Annotated in this window: 9 protein-coding genes; 3 read left to right on the top strand and 6 right to left on the bottom strand. The window is 59.5% G+C overall.

Going from position 1 to position 15,812, the window contains the following annotated elements:
- Nucleotides 1–718 precede the first annotated feature (718 nt).
- Nucleotides 719–3,034 carry a glycoside hydrolase family 9 protein gene (locus tag ACVDHI_RS03195; protein WP_226043867.1) on the bottom strand — a complete coding sequence of 772 codons (2,316 nt, stop codon included), beginning with the start codon at nt 3,032–3,034 and terminating at the stop codon, nt 719–721.
- Between the two features lie 754 nt (nt 3,035–3,788).
- On the opposite strand from ACVDHI_RS03195, the gene ACVDHI_RS03190 reads away from it, so the two are divergent.
- The 3 genes from ACVDHI_RS03190 (at nt 3,789) to ACVDHI_RS03180 (ending at nt 9,876) form a co-directional block, all read left to right on the top strand.
- Nucleotides 3,789–6,467, top strand: coding sequence for a glycoside hydrolase family 3 N-terminal domain-containing protein (locus ACVDHI_RS03190; protein WP_447211680.1), 2,679 nt, complete (start codon nt 3,789–3,791; stop codon nt 6,465–6,467).
- 93 nt (nt 6,468–6,560) lie between these two features.
- The gene (locus ACVDHI_RS03185) at nt 6,561–8,534 is read left to right on the top strand and encodes a methyl-accepting chemotaxis protein (protein WP_447211679.1); all 1,974 of its coding nucleotides are present in this window, start codon (nt 6,561–6,563) and stop codon (nt 8,532–8,534) included.
- 10 nt (nt 8,535–8,544) lie between these two features.
- Complete coding sequence (locus tag ACVDHI_RS03180; protein WP_447211678.1) at nt 8,545–9,876, top strand: ABC transporter substrate-binding protein; 1,332 nt, start codon at nt 8,545–8,547, stop codon at nt 9,874–9,876.
- A gap of 327 nt (nt 9,877–10,203) precedes the next feature.
- Here ACVDHI_RS03180 and ACVDHI_RS03175 read toward each other — a convergent pair whose 3' ends face one another.
- The 5 genes from ACVDHI_RS03175 to ACVDHI_RS03155 all read right to left on the bottom strand — a co-directional run bounded on the left by ACVDHI_RS03175 (nt 10,204) and on the right by ACVDHI_RS03155 (nt 15,786).
- Nucleotides 10,204–11,226: a LacI family DNA-binding transcriptional regulator gene (locus ACVDHI_RS03175; protein WP_447211677.1), complete on the bottom strand. Its 1,023-nt coding sequence runs from the start codon at nt 11,224–11,226 to the stop codon at nt 10,204–10,206.
- 139 nt (nt 11,227–11,365) lie between these two features.
- Complete coding sequence (locus ACVDHI_RS03170) at nt 11,366–12,235, bottom strand: MalM family protein (RefSeq protein ID WP_039041337.1); 870 nt, start codon at nt 12,233–12,235, stop codon at nt 11,366–11,368.
- Between the two features lie 74 nt (nt 12,236–12,309).
- Nucleotides 12,310–13,599 (bottom strand): carbohydrate porin, encoded by a 1,290-nt coding sequence (locus tag ACVDHI_RS03165; RefSeq protein ID WP_041214661.1) that lies wholly within the window; start codon nt 13,597–13,599, stop codon nt 12,310–12,312.
- A 61-nt stretch (nt 13,600–13,660) separates the two neighbouring features.
- Nucleotides 13,661–15,010 (bottom strand): putative glycoside hydrolase, encoded by a 1,350-nt coding sequence (locus tag ACVDHI_RS03160; protein WP_447211676.1) that lies wholly within the window; start codon nt 15,008–15,010, stop codon nt 13,661–13,663.
- Nucleotides 15,011–15,372: 362 nt separating this feature from the next.
- Nucleotides 15,373–15,786: a hypothetical protein gene (locus ACVDHI_RS03155; RefSeq protein WP_447211675.1), complete on the bottom strand. Its 414-nt coding sequence runs from the start codon at nt 15,784–15,786 to the stop codon at nt 15,373–15,375.
- Nucleotides 15,787–15,812: the final 26 nt, after the last annotated feature.

Genomic DNA, 15,812 nt, shown 5'->3' with positions numbered 1-15,812 from the left:
ATATAAGGCGGTGTAGATAAAATATCGTTATTTATCAATAAATTGGCGTTGTTTTTGTGATGTGGCTTTCGCCATGTTTGTTCGACTTGGATTGTTGAAATATCGATTTCAAGTTTGTCGTGGTTTTCATGCTGCTCCTGGACCCCTGCATGATGCAGGGGGCGCTTTCTGCATGGTGCCGATCCGGCGCCCATGCCAGCAACCCCGGGTAACCGAGCCCATTGCCGTGATCCTTCACCCCCTGGTGGCAGGGGGTCATGGTGTCGGCTAAGGGGCTCTGTACAGTGTCTTGCTCAGATGGCGGGCTCAGCCTGGGGTTGCCTTGTGGTGCTCGCTGAGGGTCACGAAACCCGATTCAGGAGCCGGGTATCCTTCTTTCCCGCCTTCTTCGCGCGGGGGGGCACTGTAGAAGAGGCGGGGAGCCGGTGATGCCCAGATGGCGTCAGCAGATCTGATGGCAAATGAGGGATCAAGTGGATGCGCAAATAAGGTGGCCAAGAGACGGACATGTAAAGGCAGGGTTGCGAAGGTGCGGTCAGATGCAATGAAATGATCGATAAGAGAGGGTTCTGCTGCCGTCAGCCTCTGAATGATGACGGAAAAGGGAAACGGAAAACGTAGAGTGGAGGGCGGCGACAGGTGCGGGAGCTGTCCTGGGCAAGAACGGCAGGGGAGTAAAACAATGCTCCGTCACGGGGACGGAGCATTGGAAGGGTGATCAGCGGGTCAATCCACCTTCATCCAGTACGCTGACCGTCCAGAAGAAGGGGGCATTCCAGTTGACGGTGACCTCGTTCAGCGTCCAGGCACCAATCTCATCTTTCCAGCAGGTCTGGCCGGTACACTTGCCCTTGAGGGTGGAGGCAACGGGATCGCTGAAGTTGATGGAGTTCGGCCCGCCCGAGAGTACACCTGGCGGAACCAGGGGAGACGCGGGGTCGATGGGGTGAGCCCAGAACCTGTGGTGCGGATTCTTCAGCGGACGGCTGCCGTAGCCCGACACATAGGACTGGTCGAGGGGGTTGCGGCCGAGCACATAGTCCATGGCATCGGACATGGCCTGCAGGTATTTGCGCTCTCCCGTGAAGTCATGGGCCAACCCGAGGAAGATGCTGCGGTTCATCAGGTTGGAGTTGGAGCCCCAGGGGTATTCGGTCGCCTGATAGGGGATAAGGTAACCCTCCGTCGCCACGCTCTTCTGGTAGCCGTCAGCTGCGGCGATGATAGCGGCGCGCGCCTTCTCCACTTCCTGTTTTCCCAGTTTGTTGGGCACCATGGCCAGCGTGATGGTCCCTGCGCTGCTGAGATCCTGCCAGTAGAGATCACCACTTGCGCTGCGATCCCCCTTGGGGGCGGCCAGATAGAGAGGGGACTGCTGAACGGCCTGCTTGTACTCGGCTTTGCCGGTGGTGGCAAACAACTCGGCGGCAGCCCAGTAGAATTCGTCCTTCAGGTTGGTGTCATCATAGGGACCGGATCCCACAAAGTTGTCATAGGCATAGACGTCCGGATGGCGGTTGGCCGCCTTCCAGGCTCGTTCCGCTGCCTGCAGGCTGCGCTGTGCGAAGGCCGGATCCAGATCTTTCCATACGCGAGCAGACTGGGCGGCGGTGGCCGCCAGGTTCAGAGTCGCAGCCGTGCTGGGGTGGCTCAGGAAACGGGGTTGTGGATCCTTGTGGGGCGGGAGCGGCATCCCGGTCCAGGCTTCGTCGGCGACCTTGTGGAAGACCATGCCGGAGGCATCGATCTCGGTCAGTTTCAGGCTGTCGAGCTGCTTGGACTGATCGCCTACCGGCACCCAGGCCTTCTTGCCTTCGGGCACCTGCATGGCGAGGAAGAACTCCATCATCCAGCGGGACTCGTCCAGCAGATCGTTGTAGCCGTTGTGCTGTTCCGGGATCTTGACCTTGCCGTCGGCAAAGGCGCTCTTGTCACCCTCTTTCGCCAGCTGCTCCCGTTCATAAAGGTTCATCAAGGTCCATACCGAGATCCCACCGTTGACCACGTACTTGCCCTGATCGCCAGCGTCGTACCAGCCGCCGGTCACATCCAGCGTGAAGTCACAGCCAGGCCACTGGTTGCCCTTGGCGTCCTGCTTGTTGAAGCAGGTTACGTTCTCGGGCTTGTGTCCTGCCGGGCGAGCAAGGTCGGGGCGCTGGACATATTTGGCTTCGATGTCGATGCCGCTACGCTGCTGATAGAAGAAGGAGAGGGCATCGAATTTCATGGTGTGATAGATGTCATCGCCGATGCTGAACGGATGACTCTTCTGGCCGGCGACCTCCAGTACCAGGCCGGTGCCCGGGGTGGTGACCTGACTGAAGTCGGCAATCTGCACGTTCTCGCCGGATGCGGCATTCAGGCCAAAGGGCGTGGTCTTGCCTTCCGCGATGGTCTCACCCTGGGCATTGCGCAGGGTCCAGGGGAGCGCGTCCTTGCTGTCGGTGGCGATGGTCGCCCGTTTCAGAGCCTTGCTCAGATAGCCGACCTGGTTGACGCGCACGCTGCCCAGCTCCGATTTCTTGATCAAGGAGGGGCCCGATAGCGTGGCTTCACCGATACAGACAGTGGTCGGTGTCTGGGTGCCCATCTGAAGTTGGAACTGGGTCTTCTCGTCAGTGGCAGAAGGTGTGAACTGGATATCGAACGGTTTGGGCGTGCTGCCGAGGGCGAGGTCCTGCACCATGTAGTTGGTGTAGGGGGCGCCATCATGCTGGATCAGGGCCTTGACGTTGATGTCGCTCTTGGCCATGGCAGTGAAATGGAGTTTGTAGGTTTGCCCCTGCACCAGGCCGAGATTGGACTGACCCAGGATGACATCCCAGGGATTGGAGCCCGACTCGGTGAAGGTGATACAGCCCATCTGGTTCTCGGCGTTCAGGGTCCCCCCGGCCGTCCACCATCCATCGGTTCCCTGGAAGCCCCCATTGGTCAGCAATTCACCCACAGGCCCGGCAGATGCCGAGGAGGTCGCTGAACCAGATGCTCCTGCGCTGGGCAGGGAGCAGCCATGCAAGCCAATGACGCAAGACATGGCAAGCGTCAGGGCACTAAGCCGAGATGTTTTCATTGTTACCCCTTTGATCACAGACGGAAATAATGGCGTCGATTTTCGCACTCACGCAGAAAATGACCGAGTCATCCTGCGGCCCGCATTTCACTGTCAAGATTCACACACAATCCTTGAGTGGAAATCGATTTCACGATTCAGGTAACAGTAAATTTTTTGGCAGATCAAGTTTGCTTTTATGAAATGTGATGGAGACGGCAAATTTTCGTTTATTGATATATTCATGCACTTGAATTGAATTCAATTGAATCCTTTCAACATTCCTCTGACTCCCCAGCCGTTTGGCCATATCGGTGTCGTTCCAGGAAGCTCATGCGGCAAGTCAACGTGATTGGCTGCATTTAAATCATTGTTTTGATTTTACTTTGTTGATCTTCCTGCAATGAGTCTACCCCTTCTCTCTGTTCCTTCCTGGGTATTCTGCTGATGAGACACGCCCCCGAGTTTGTGAGTTGCATCACTATTTTCTCTTTCAGCGGGATCTTTGTCATGGCATGACAAAGATACTGCTGGAATGACGAAGAGATTTCTGTTTACCATTTAATATTCTTGCAATCGATTTCAAATTCGACTGTTTTTCAAGACGACTCGCCATGAACGATGAGTCCAGGCGATGAACGAGAACATCCGGAGAGTCATAAGGAAAATGCGTAAAACTACAGGTCTCACCAGGTCTATGACCTGCCTATTCGTGGGGTGCGGCATCTGGAGTGCCGGGATGGCGGATGAGTTGTCGACCATGCCCTATTTTTCCACCTGGCCGCAGATCCACAGCGCCATTGCCAGGGACGAGGGGATGGAGCGCCAGATCCAGGCTCTGCTCTCCCGGATGACCCTGGAGGAGAAGGTTGGCCAGATGATCCAGCCCGACTTTCGTGAAGTGACACCTGAGGAGGTGACGCGCTACAAGATTGGCTCCGTCCTCAACGGGGGGGGTGGCTGGCCCGGCAACAACAAACACGCGTCGGCCCAGGACTGGGCACACCAGGCCGACACCTATTGGCAGGCGGCGGAAGCGGGCTTTGAGGGCAGGGGGTATCGCATCCCCTTCATGTGGGCGACCGATGCGGTGCACGGCCACAACAACGTCTTCGCGGCGACCCTCTTCCCGCACAATATCGGCCTGGGGGCGGCGCGGGATCCGGATCTCATCTACCGTATCGGCCAGGTGACGGCGCGGGAAGTGGCCGCCACCGGGCTGGATTGGACCTTCGCCCCGACGGTGGCGGTGCCCAGGGATGATCGCTGGGGCCGGACCTATGAGGGCTATTCCGAAGATCCCGCCATCGTCTATCACTATGCCGGCGAGATGGTGCGTGGCCTGCAAGGTTCCGCGACGGATCTGCGCGGCCAGCGCCATGTCATCTCGAACGTGAAACACTTCGTGGGGGACGGCGGTACCCTGAACGGGGTCGACCGGGGTCAGAACTTCTATTCGGAAGAGGACCTGCGCAACCTGCACGCGGTGGGCTACTTCTCGGGGCTGGATGCCGGTGCCCAGGTGGTCATGGCTTCGTTCAACAGCTGGCACAACGAGCTCAACCGCGACGTGCTGCCAGAAGACGGGGTTGAGTACAACGGCAAGCTGCACGGCAGCCGCTATCTGCTGACCGACGTGCTCAAGGGCAAGATGGGCTTTGATGGCCTTGTCGTCTCTGATTGGAACGGTCACAGCGAGATCGCCGGTTGCACCATGGGGAGCTGCCTGCCTGCGGTGCTGGCCGGGGTCGACATCTTCATGGTCACGGCGCGCAAGGACTGGATGGAGTTTCGCCAGAGCCTGCTCGATGGCGTGGCGAGCCGGCAGATCCCGATAAGCCGGATCGACGATGCCGTGACGCGTATCCTGCGGGTCAAGATGCGGGCCGGGCTGTGGGAGAAACCCATGCCATCGGCCCGTGAGCTGGCGGGCAAGCAGGGTGAACTTGGTGCCGTGACGCACAAGGCGCTGGCCCGGGAGGCGGTACGCAAGTCGCTGGTGCTGCTCAAGAACGAGGGCAGGATCCTGCCCCTGAGCCGGCAGAGCCGGGTGCTGGTGGCTGGGAGCGCCGCCAATGATCTGGGCAAGCAGGTGGGGGGCTGGAGCCTGACCTGGCAAGGCAGCGAAAACGGGCGCGGTGATTTCCCCGGTGCCCAGAGCGTGCTGGATGCGGTGACCGCCACCGTCGGTGCGGATCATGTGCAGGTGAGCACGGGATCCGGTGAGTTTGCGGGAGCCAAGCCCGATGTCGCCATCCTGGTCATGGGGGAGGATCCCTATGCCGAGTGGTTCGGCGACATTCCTGACAACAAAACCCTTGCCTATGGGGATCTCAAGAGCAGCTATCACGAGGACCTGTTGACCCTCAAGCGGCTGAAGGCGGCCGGCATCCCCGTGGTGACCGTGCTTTTCTCCGGACGTCCGCTCTACGTCAACGAGGAGCTCAATCTCTCTTCCGCCTTTGTCGCCGCCTGGCTGCCGGGCACCGAGGGGGAGGGGATCACCGATCTGCTGTTCAGGGATGCCAAGGGCAAGGTGGCCCATGACTTCCAGGGACGCCTCTCCTTCTCGTGGCCCTTCAGCAAGTGCGCCACCACCATCAATCACACGCCCACCCATATCCCGGGCTGGCAGCGTCCAGCCTTCGAGCAGGATCCAGCGGGTGAGTACGCACCGCTCTTCCCCTATGGCTACGGGCTCAGCTACGGCAAACCTTCCCCTGTGGCGGCCCGGGTCAGCAACCTCAATACCCTGACCCTGGATAAACGTACCTTCGGCTGCAACGAGAGCGACCCCGCCAAACTGAGCGCCGCTGACAAGGTGCTCGAGCTGTTCGGGCCAAAGGCGGGTGAAGAACACCGTCTGCGCATGGGGGATGCCAGCAACTGGACGGGGACTGAAGTCTCCGGCAACAGCGTGACCGAGATGACCTTCATCAAGGTTCAGCCCATCGACTACCTGCGCCAGCAGGATGCGCGAGCGGTCACCTTCCTCGGGGCGGACAAGCCGGGTGTCGACTCCGGGGCCACGATCCAGTTGCAGACCACCCAGGTCAAGGGGGCGGATCGTCGCACCTACCTGAAGGGCGAGAGCGAGCTGCAGGTGACGCTGCGGGTGCAGCAGGCGCCAGCGGGGGACATGACGCTGGGGCTGCAGTGTGGCTGGCCCTGCGGCAAGTCCATCGAGATTGCTCCGGCCTTGCGCCAGTTGCCCCCGCAGAAGTGGGTGACCCTGAGTCTGCCCCTGCGCTGCCTCGAAGAGGGCATGGACTTCGCGAAGGTCAATACCCCCTTCATCCTGGGCACCAGTGGACAGGCGCGTATCGACATGGCGACCGTACGCTGGGTACCGGCTTCTCTGCTGGGGGCCTCAGGGGAAGTGGTCAGGCTCGATTGCCAGGGCAGGTTGAGTCGATAAGCCGTCAGCCAGATGCACCAGGATGCCTGTCGGGCTCCTGGTGCCTTGATAACCGGCTCCGCCCCGATGCGGAGGGAGAGGTGGGAGAGAAGGATGTCGATCGTACAGCGGATCAGATTGGGCTTTACGCTGCTGCTGGTCCTGTTGCTATTGCTCGGGGCCATCAGTTACCTGAAGACGACCTCCATTCACGGTCGTTTCCAGCAGGTGACCGAAGAGGCGACGCCTCAAGCCCTGACCGCCAGCCGGCTGCGCGCCGCGTTGCTGATGGCTGACAGGGACAGCCTGGCGCATCTCGCCATCTGGGAGACGTCGGCGTTCCCCGAGTCCCGTCAGCGTGTTGCCCATGACAAGGTCCGCTATGAGCAGCACATCAAGGCATTCGCGGCCCTGACACTCGATACCGAGAGTGAGCGGCAACTCGCCCGGGTCACCGACCAGGCCCCCCGGCTGTTTACCATCTCTGAGCAGTTGATGAGCCTGCACGAAGAGTCGGTCGAGCTGGAGCGGGTGCTCTCACGGATGCGGAGCGAGCTGCTGCACCTGGACGACAACTACCGTTCGGCGGCAGACCTGCTGGTGCGTTACACGGCGGGGCGGCGCTCTTTGCAGAACAAGGCGGAGCTCATCACCAGCGGTATTGCACGGGATCTCAAGCTGATCCTGCGTGCCGACGGCAACACGGATCTGGTGGCGCTACAGGGGGTGCTGGCCAAAGACATCGACATTGCGAACCAGCGTCTGGAGCGGATTGTTGTCCCCGATGACGTCAAGGCCAGGTTCACCCGCCATGTGGCGCGCATTCCCCAGCTGGTATTTGGCGACAAGGGGCTGATTGCCACCCTGGTGCGCCGTCAGCAAATCAGCCAGCAACTCCATGGCTTGCGTGAACAGCAGGAGGCGCAGAGCCACCAACTGGGAGAGGTCCTGGACAGGCTTATCGCCATCAGCAACCAGAGCATGCAGGAGGACAGGCTGAGTGCCGACGTCGCGGTTGACAGCGCCCGCACCTGGATCGTGATGGTGGCCCTGTGTTCCGTGCTCATCGCCCTCATTGTTGCCTGGAGTACGGCCCGCAGCATCCAGGTGCCGCTGGTGCGGATCAATCGGGTTCTCGGTCTGATGGCACAAGGGGACATGACGCTGCGGGTTCGCTACCCCGCCAGGAACGAGCTTGGTGAGGTCGCGAACTCCATCGACCAACTGGCCCACCACACCAAGACGCTTCTGATGGAGGTCCAGACCGGCTCTGAGTACCTGGTGAGCGAGACGCGCAAGACCGCGGAGATCGGCGAGCAGGTGATGTCGCAGGTGCAGGCGCAGAAGGCCCAGACCGATCAGGTGGCGGCCGCCATCTTCGAGCTGGAGACCAGTGCGACCGAAGTGGCGCGCTCGAGCGATCATGTTCGTCGGGAGGTGGGGGAGGCCAATGACGAGAGCCGGCGCGGACGTCATCTGATGCAGGCCAATCGGGATGGCATCGAGCAACTGGCGACCGACATCGCCGGGGCCATGGCGATCACCCGCAAGCTCGAAGGCTACAGCAGCAACATTGGCAACATTCTCGAGGTGATCCGTGGCATGGCTGAACAGACCAACCTGCTGGCCCTCAATGCGGCCATCGAAGCGGCCCGTGCCGGGGAGGCCGGGCGGGGCTTTGCCGTGGTGGCCGAGGAGGTGCGGGCGCTGGCTACCCGTTCACAAGGGGCGACCCAGGAGATCCAGGTGATGATCGACAACCTGCAGGGATGCGCCCGCGATGTGGCGAGCGTGATGGCCCAGAGCCATGAGCAGACCCAGCAGAGTGTGCAGCAGACCCGGGATGTCGAAAGTGCCCTGGCGGGGATTGCCTCGCGCATGGAGGCCATCAAGGAGATTGCGGATCACATGGCTTATGCCGCAGCGGAGCAGATTTCGGTGAGTCAGGGAGTGGCCCAGCACGTGGCGGCCATCGCAGACGTGGCTCACGAGACCGAGCAGGCGTCCCGGGTATCGGCGAGCAGTGGTGAGGTGTTGTCGGGGCTGGCCAGCCAGCAGCAGAGTCTGGTGGCCCGTTTCAAGGTGTAGGAGAGAGGCGATGTGGAAATCTGTGAGTGCCCTGCTGGTCTGGGGGCTGAGTACGGCGACGGTATCCCAGGAGCTGGTGCTGGAAACCAGGCGCGTGGATGACGAGGCACTCTGGAAGGAGCAGTTTCTGCCCCGTTTTCAGGCGATCCATCCCGAGATCACCCTTAAGCTGCATTCGCAGCGCTCGGCGGATTACGATCGGGAGCTTGCCGAGCGGCTGGCAGCGGGGAAGGCGGGGGATCTCATCACTTGCCGTCCTTATGATCAGTCCCTGCGGCTGTTCCAGCAGGGGCATCTGCTGGATCTGACGGACCTGCCCGGGATGGAGAACTTCCCGAGCTTTGCCAAGGCCGCCTGGCAGACCGACTCCGGGGCCCAGACCTTCTGCCTGCCCATTGCCTCCGTGATCCAGGGTTTCTACTTCAATGTCGATATCTTCAACGCCCTTGGGCTGACACCGCCGCGAACCCGTGCCGACTTCTTCGCCGTGCTGGAGAAGGTGAAGCAGGATGGCCGCTATCTGCCGCTGGCACTGGCGGCTCACGACAGCTGGGTGGTCTCCGAGCTTGGTTATCAGAATATCGGTCCCAATTACTGGCATGGGGAAGATGGCCGCCTGGCGCTGATCAACGGTCAGGCGCGAGTGACCGATGCCCCTTATGTGGCGGCGTTTCGTGAGCTGGCGAGCTGGCGGCCCTACATAGGGGATCATCCGGCCGATGCCACCGAAGCACAGGCGGTGGATGCCTTTGCCGCGGGCAAGGCCGCCATGATAGTGGCGGGCTCCTGGTCGCTGGCCCAGTTCACCGGCAAGGTCAATTTTGGTGCCTTCCCGCCCCCCGTCGCGCGGGAGGGGGACACCTGCTATTTCACCGATCACACCGACATGGGGATCGGCATCAATGCCGCCAGCCCGAACAAGGAGGCCGCCCTGAAACTGGTGGAGTGGATGGCAAGCGCCGACTTTGCCGAGCGTTTCTCCAATTCGGTGCCCGGCTTTTTCTCCCTCTCCAATCACTTCTTCGAGCTCAAGGACCCGGTGGCGAGCACCATGATGGGCTGGCGGGATACCTGCGATTCCACCTTGCGTCTGGGGGCGCAGTTCCTCACCCGGGGTGAGCCATTGCTTACCACAGAGCTTGCGGAGGTATCGCAATCCGTGGTGCTCGGCACCATGACGCCGGAAGCGGCCGCCGCGCGCATCCAGCAGGGGTTGGCAAGCTGGTATCCCCCCCAGAAGGCGGCCACGAGAAGAGCCAGTCTGTGTGAAGCGGACGAGCCTCTCCCCACGCTGGCAACCAGCGCGGCCACCGGGACGGAATCCCCCTTCGCAGCGCCTTGACGGTGGCCACGCTCCCGCAGGGATCTGCACACTCCCCAAGGCGCCTTCAGGCGCCTTGTTTCATTCAGGTCGACCGGGTCCATCGGGTTGCCATTGCCAGGCTTTGGCTGGTGTCATGGGGCCAGGCCGGATTGAGGGGCCGGCAGAAGAGGGACGCCAGGTTGTGTGTGGTCTCTGTGCTATGTCAGAGAGTCAAGGTGGAAGTCGCGGCAGGGACTCGTCGCTCGCTGGACAGGTGGCTGACAAAAGAAAAACGGCCCGAAGGCCGCTTTGCGCTGATGCTGTGCTGGGATCTGATGCTGCGCAGAGAACTGCCCCGGTCTGTGTTCACCCCTTATACGGCAGTGTGGTATCACGCACCACAATGCTCAATTCGGGCAGTTCGTCCGAGTTCAGCTCCGTGTTCTCGATCAAACCCAACAGAGTCTTGACCATCTTGACACCCATCTCGTAGATGGGCTGGCGCACCGTGGTCAATGGCGGGTTGGAAAAGGTGGAGAAGGGCAGGTCGTCAAAACCGATGAGAGAAACATCCTCAGGCACCCGCAAGCCGCACTGCTTGAGACCCAGAATGGCCCCGTAACAGGTCTGATCGTTGGCGCAGAAGATGGCGGAGAATTTCCGGCCGCTCTCCACCAGCTTCTTGACGGCATTGAGCCCGCCGACTTCGGCGAAATCCCCCTGGATGACCAGGGAGGGGTCATATTCGATACCTGCGCTCACCAGGGCCTGGCGATAGCCATGATGACGCTCGATGGCATCGTTATGATCCGGCAAACCGACGATATGGGCGATGTTACGATGACCCAGATCCAATAAATAGCGAGTCGCCATGTAGCCACCCAGCCGGTTATTGATGCTGAAGGAGTGTACCCGCTCGGTCATGATATTGTGACCTGTGGCCACAATCGGTATTTGCTGGGAAAACTCGAGCAGTGTTTGCTGATTGACGTGGCCGGTCAAAATAATAAGGCCATCAACCCGCCGTGCCACCAGCAGGCGCAACCGCTCAACTTCTTCTTCCGCATTCCAGTGACCGCTGACAATCAGCGGCACATACTCCATGCCCTGAAGAGTGTGTTCAACACCCCGCAACATTTCGTTGGAAAATGGACTCTCCACATGTTGGGTCAAAACACCCAGGGTCATGGACTGACCCGTTTTCAAATATTGCGCCATCAGGTTGGGACGAAAATTCAATTCCTGAATGGCATCTTCCACCGCCTGACGTTTATCTGCGGCCACTTTGGCCGAGCCGTTCAATATCCGGGATACAGTGCTTGCCGAGACACCGGCTCGGCGGGCGATATCATAGACAGTGGCTTTTTTCTCCTGAGCTGACTTCGACATCCCCCCTCCGTACTCGACTGTGAAAACCCCTGGTCATGGCCAGTGTTATATGAATATCTTCTTAATAAATCAGCAAGTTAGGATACCCGTTTCCCCTGGTGGTGACAAGCGATGATGCGCCTTGCCAGGGGAGGGAATGCTACTGCTGGGCGGCAAAAAAGACCTCTTTTGCCTTGGTAAAACCGGCTTGCTCGGCGGCTTTGACCCAGGCGAGCGCCTGCTCATAGTTTTTGCTCTGAACGGCAGTGCGAATATGCTGATAATAATCCAGTTCACCCAACGATTTATCGGGTGAGACCATCACGGGTGATATGGTTTTTGCGATCTGCGTCGCATTTGCAGCGGGCTCTGCGTCCAGCGTCAAATATAGGCGTCCGGTAGCAGAGTGAGGCACTTCCACATTGATGAGGCGGGCGACATCCGTGGTGCGATCATATTGCATGGCGCGCTGGAGATCGTCCGGGTTGAGCCGGGTACTGCCCTGCATGTCCTTCGCCGTGGAATAGATCACCATATAGGCGGCCCGAGCGCTGCCGATGGGGGCTGGAATGGTGAATTCCCCCTGAATGTTCTGCCCTGAAATTAACGAACGACCGTCATAACTGAATGTGGAACCGGGAATGGTTTGAACGGCGTTGTATTGCTCGTCCAGCAACAGGATGCTGGGCAGGAAGACGGTATAGTCGACCGGAATGGTTATTTTGACGCGAGTCGCCTGGCTGACTTCGGGCAGCGAGAAGGCCATTACATAGCTTTTGCCTGAATCAAATGCATAGACCTGGCTGTCGGTGCTCACATCGACCCAGCGGCTCTCCTGCCCGAGGGACTGGAAGCGAAGTTCCTTGAACGACTCGACCGCCACCTTGTTCGACAATTGTTCCCGACCTTGTTCAACCTGTTGCTGCAGGGCGGAGACTGCCGATCCTGGCGAATGCTCCGGGCCCATGCCGGCGCATCCGGCCATCAGCAGACTGACCAGGAAAGGCAGACACTGCTTCGTTCCCTTCATCGTGTTTCCTCGTATGCAATGCGGGTCCCCCAAGGGACCCGAGATTATAGTGCAGATAAGTATCGCGACCTAACCTACCACCACATGTCCGCCTGTACACCGACCAGGAAATCTTCCCGGTCTTCCTGCCAGGGGGTCTCGTTGTTGTGATCGACATAGGTCGTCAGAATGCGGATCTCCGGTGAGGGCCCCATGCCGGTATTGACGGTGAAGGTCGGCACTATGCTGACCTTGTGAGAGGTGCCACCCCGTTCGACGTTGTCGATGATCAGGTTGTTTTTCACATATCCGACTTCCGTCTGGATGGAGAAGAACTCATTGATCGGGAATACCGGGCGCAGAGATGCGGCATACCAGGAATCATGGCCACCCAGCTCGTAGTCGTTGTACTGGTAGGAGAGGGTCGGCAGCAGATGAATATTGGCGCCATACCAGCCACCCCAGAGGAAGAGGCGGTAGGATTGATCGCCTTCCATCACCTTGGACTGGTAGGGTTTATAGCCATCCGCCTTGTCCTGCAGTGTCTTCTGATACAGGGAGCCCTTGCGATACATGGCGGTATTGGTCAGGTTGGCACCCAGCAAGTCCCCTGAACCCAGCCCACGTCCTGCCTGGGCGATGAACTTGGAGAAGCCCCCCGGCATGAAGAAGAAGTCGTCGCGGGAATAGATGACGGTTCCTTCTGCCCCCTTGGTCGCATATTGCTTGTTGTCGCCGGTGAACTCGTTGCTGGGCATCTGCTTGAGTGCGATCTCCATGTCCCAGGCACCATAGAGGGCGCTGGTGTGGAGGGTGTGCATGGTGGCTTCAGTGCCATTGGCGCGGTCGGAGTGGCTGGTGTCGTTGCTGTTGATATAGGCAAAGTCCCACTTGCCACCCGCCATCTCCATGGCTTTGATGCCGACGCCGGTTCCCGAGTAGTCCGTGTAGAAATAGTCGGTGGTCCAGATGTAGTTCTCGCGGTCGTAATAGCGCAGGCCGCCCCACATGGTCCCGGTCGGGGTGATGCCACCCAGCTCCACATAGGTTTCTGACACACCGCTTTCGCGAGGCGCGGCACGGGTTTGCAGGCCGTCGGCATCGGACTCCACCTTGAAGTGGATGTTGACCGACTTGTTGCTGCCCAGATCCCACAACTTGTTCAGGCCCGCTTCCCAGCTGTTGTCCAGCTCGGAGCCCAGGCGCCCCATGGTCTTGTCCATCTCATATTCGTACCCCGCCTTGGCGAAGTTGTCCTTGGCGTCAAACATCGAGCCGGCACGAATGTAACCGTGGAAGCCAAAACTCTCGGCGGCATTCGATACTGCGGGCATTGCCAGCCCGCAACATGCCCCGACAAACAAGGCGAGTGACTTCAATTTCATCTTATTGCTCCAATCCGTAGAAAATTATTTTCAATCGATTTCTCGAAGATTCAATGCCTTGTCACTTGATCTGCTGGCAGGGCTGATTGCTGTCAAAGTCTGCCGGGATGGCTGTTTTCAGGGCCACGTTGGTGAAGGCGAAGCGCAGACCGGCCATGGAGTCCCAGGCCCCGCTCAGGTAGAGCGCCTTTTGCACCGAGCCGGTGTTGGCCGCCGGAATGAGAGAGGCGACCGGCAGGATGCAGCGGTACCAGGTGTCGTCATCGGGCACGATGTTGCTGTCCATGGTGAAGAAGGTGCCAAAGTCCGGGCCTGCGGTACCGTCCATGCGGATCTGGATGTTGGGGGAGTCACCGTAGCTGGAGACTTTCAGGTCGAGCAGCATGGCGCCGTCCTGATAGGCGGAGAGATCCCCATTGGCGCTGTCGGTCCCGAGGAAGGCAGCGCCATTGCCTGGCAGGTCCATGGTGATGACCTGGTTTTCATCGGTCAGGGTGCCGCCGAAGCTGGCTGCCGGGTAATCGGAGCTGCGGTCCAAGGCCTGGCTCTTGTCACCGGAGTAGTAGAGTGCGGCATCGGTGGCCACCAGCGCGGGGGCATTGTTGACGCCGGAGCCTGTGTCCGGATTGGTACCTGGATCGGTGCCAGGATCGGTTCCCGGGTCGGTGCCTGGGTCTGTGCCCGGGTCGGTAGCACCGCCAGGCGCTTCACAGGTGACCGGGTCGACAACGGGCTTGGCCGAGGTGGTGAGCAGGTACTTGATGTTGGTGATTTCGTAGTTGAAGGCTTCCTTGGTGGCCAGGTGGAACGGTGTGCCCACAGTGGCGAGGTTGATGGCCGTGGCACCGGGGAAGGGCTTCATGCAGTTGATGGGCAGCGTGAGCGTTTCCCAGTCGCCCGAACCGGTCAGGGCGCTGGCAATGGGCAGGCTGCTGCGGTTGGGATACTCGTTGTCGATGGAGGCATTGAGCACTTCCGGCACCTTGCTCTTGGTCCGCAGCTGGAACTCGATGAAACCGGAGGCGTATTTGCTCAGGTTCAGAGGGGTGGCGGATTTGAGCATGAAGGTGCCATCTCCGTCACCGGCTACCTGCACATCGGCGGTGTCATCGGTACCGGCATTGTTGATGAGCACGGCGCTGATGCTGGTCATGGCGACGGGAGAAGCGGTGACCGGTTGCAAGCTCCAGTTGTCCTTCTCTGACTGGATGCTGGGGGTTGTACCCCCATTGGCACCGACCCCGAACAGGATCAGGGTGCTGTCGCCAGGGGGCGTGGTGCCACCGTTGTCGCCACCGTTATTACCACCGGTGTTGCCACTATTCGAGTCGATATTATCGGCCCCACCACACCCGCCAAGCAGGGCAGCGGCGATCAACGACGCCAAAAGTCCTTTTTTTGATGCATTCATACTGACCACTCCAATCAATGGGAAAAATATCCACCGCGATGAACCGTCAAGACTCAAACAGACGCTATGCAATCGATGCCAAGACAAATCATGCTGGCTTCATTTTCTTGAAATCGATTTCCAATGCAATGCTTATCCCCTGTGATGATCAAAGTTTGTGTTTCAAATCACAGAAAACGTGTCCTGACGACCAGCTGATGGGATGTGCAAGAAAGAGTTATCTTTAAATGAAAAGAGTTTATTGCGTTGTTTTTAATGGTTTATTTTATTTTTCTCTTGAGACTGACGATCAGAGGGAAAGTATCGGAGTAGATCTGCAATGTATCTGAGGTGATTGCGATGTGTCGATTTCTGAGCAACACTTAAATTGACTTCGATTTCATGGTGTATTGCATGAGAACCAGGCTGTCATCAACCTTGCGGGGCCTCTTCAGCGGTTCAAGCACCAGGAGTGTCCAGCCTTGACTGGTGATGGCAGACAGCATGCAGTCGATGAGGCCAAGGGAGTCGGCCGTCAGAGCGATGCTGAGGCCGGGTTCCTGCTGGGTCGGCACCGACCCGGGATGGTGCAAGCCCCCTGTGCCAGATAGCAGATCGCCATCTTGGAGAAGACCAAGGATGCACCGGCGACGGAGGGCTGGACACAAACCCAGGAGAGGCAACCCGCGATAGGGTCGCCCCGCAGCATCGGTCATGAACCACAGGCCCGGCACCATGGCGCGCTCATCCTCTTCGAAGGAACGCAAAATGGTGCCAGGCATGCATAGCATGATCATCGCCTCCCCAGGGCCAGCAAACCCGC

It is taken from the genome of Aeromonas sp. 25-248, assembly GCF_053005425.1.
This window is presented reverse-complemented; position numbering and strand designations above follow the sequence as displayed.

Bases quoted from the DNA above. Each gene is read 5' to 3' on its own strand.
- ACVDHI_RS03170 (WP_039041337.1), bottom strand. From the start codon at position 12,235: ATGAAGGGAACGAAGCAGTGTCTGCCTTTCCTGGTCAGTCTGCTGATG.
- ACVDHI_RS03160 (WP_447211676.1), bottom strand. From the start codon at position 15,010: ATGAATGCATCAAAAAAAGGACTTTTGGCGTCGTTGATCGCCGCTGCC.
- ACVDHI_RS03185 (WP_447211679.1), top strand. From the start codon at position 6,561: ATGTCGATCGTACAGCGGATCAGATTGGGCTTTACGCTGCTGCTGGTC.
- ACVDHI_RS03155 (WP_447211675.1), bottom strand. From the start codon at position 15,786: ATGATCATGCTATGCATGCCTGGCACCATTTTGCGTTCCTTCGAAGAG.
- ACVDHI_RS03165 (WP_041214661.1), bottom strand. From the start codon at position 13,599: ATGAAATTGAAGTCACTCGCCTTGTTTGTCGGGGCATGTTGCGGGCTG.
- ACVDHI_RS03180 (WP_447211678.1), top strand. From the start codon at position 8,545: ATGTGGAAATCTGTGAGTGCCCTGCTGGTCTGGGGGCTGAGTACGGCG.
- ACVDHI_RS03175 (WP_447211677.1), bottom strand. From the start codon at position 11,226: ATGTCGAAGTCAGCTCAGGAGAAAAAAGCCACTGTCTATGATATCGCC.
- ACVDHI_RS03190 (WP_447211680.1), top strand. From the start codon at position 3,789: ATGGCGGATGAGTTGTCGACCATGCCCTATTTTTCCACCTGGCCGCAG.
- ACVDHI_RS03195 (WP_226043867.1), bottom strand. From the start codon at position 3,034: ATGTCTTGCGTCATTGGCTTGCATGGCTGCTCCCTGCCCAGCGCAGGA.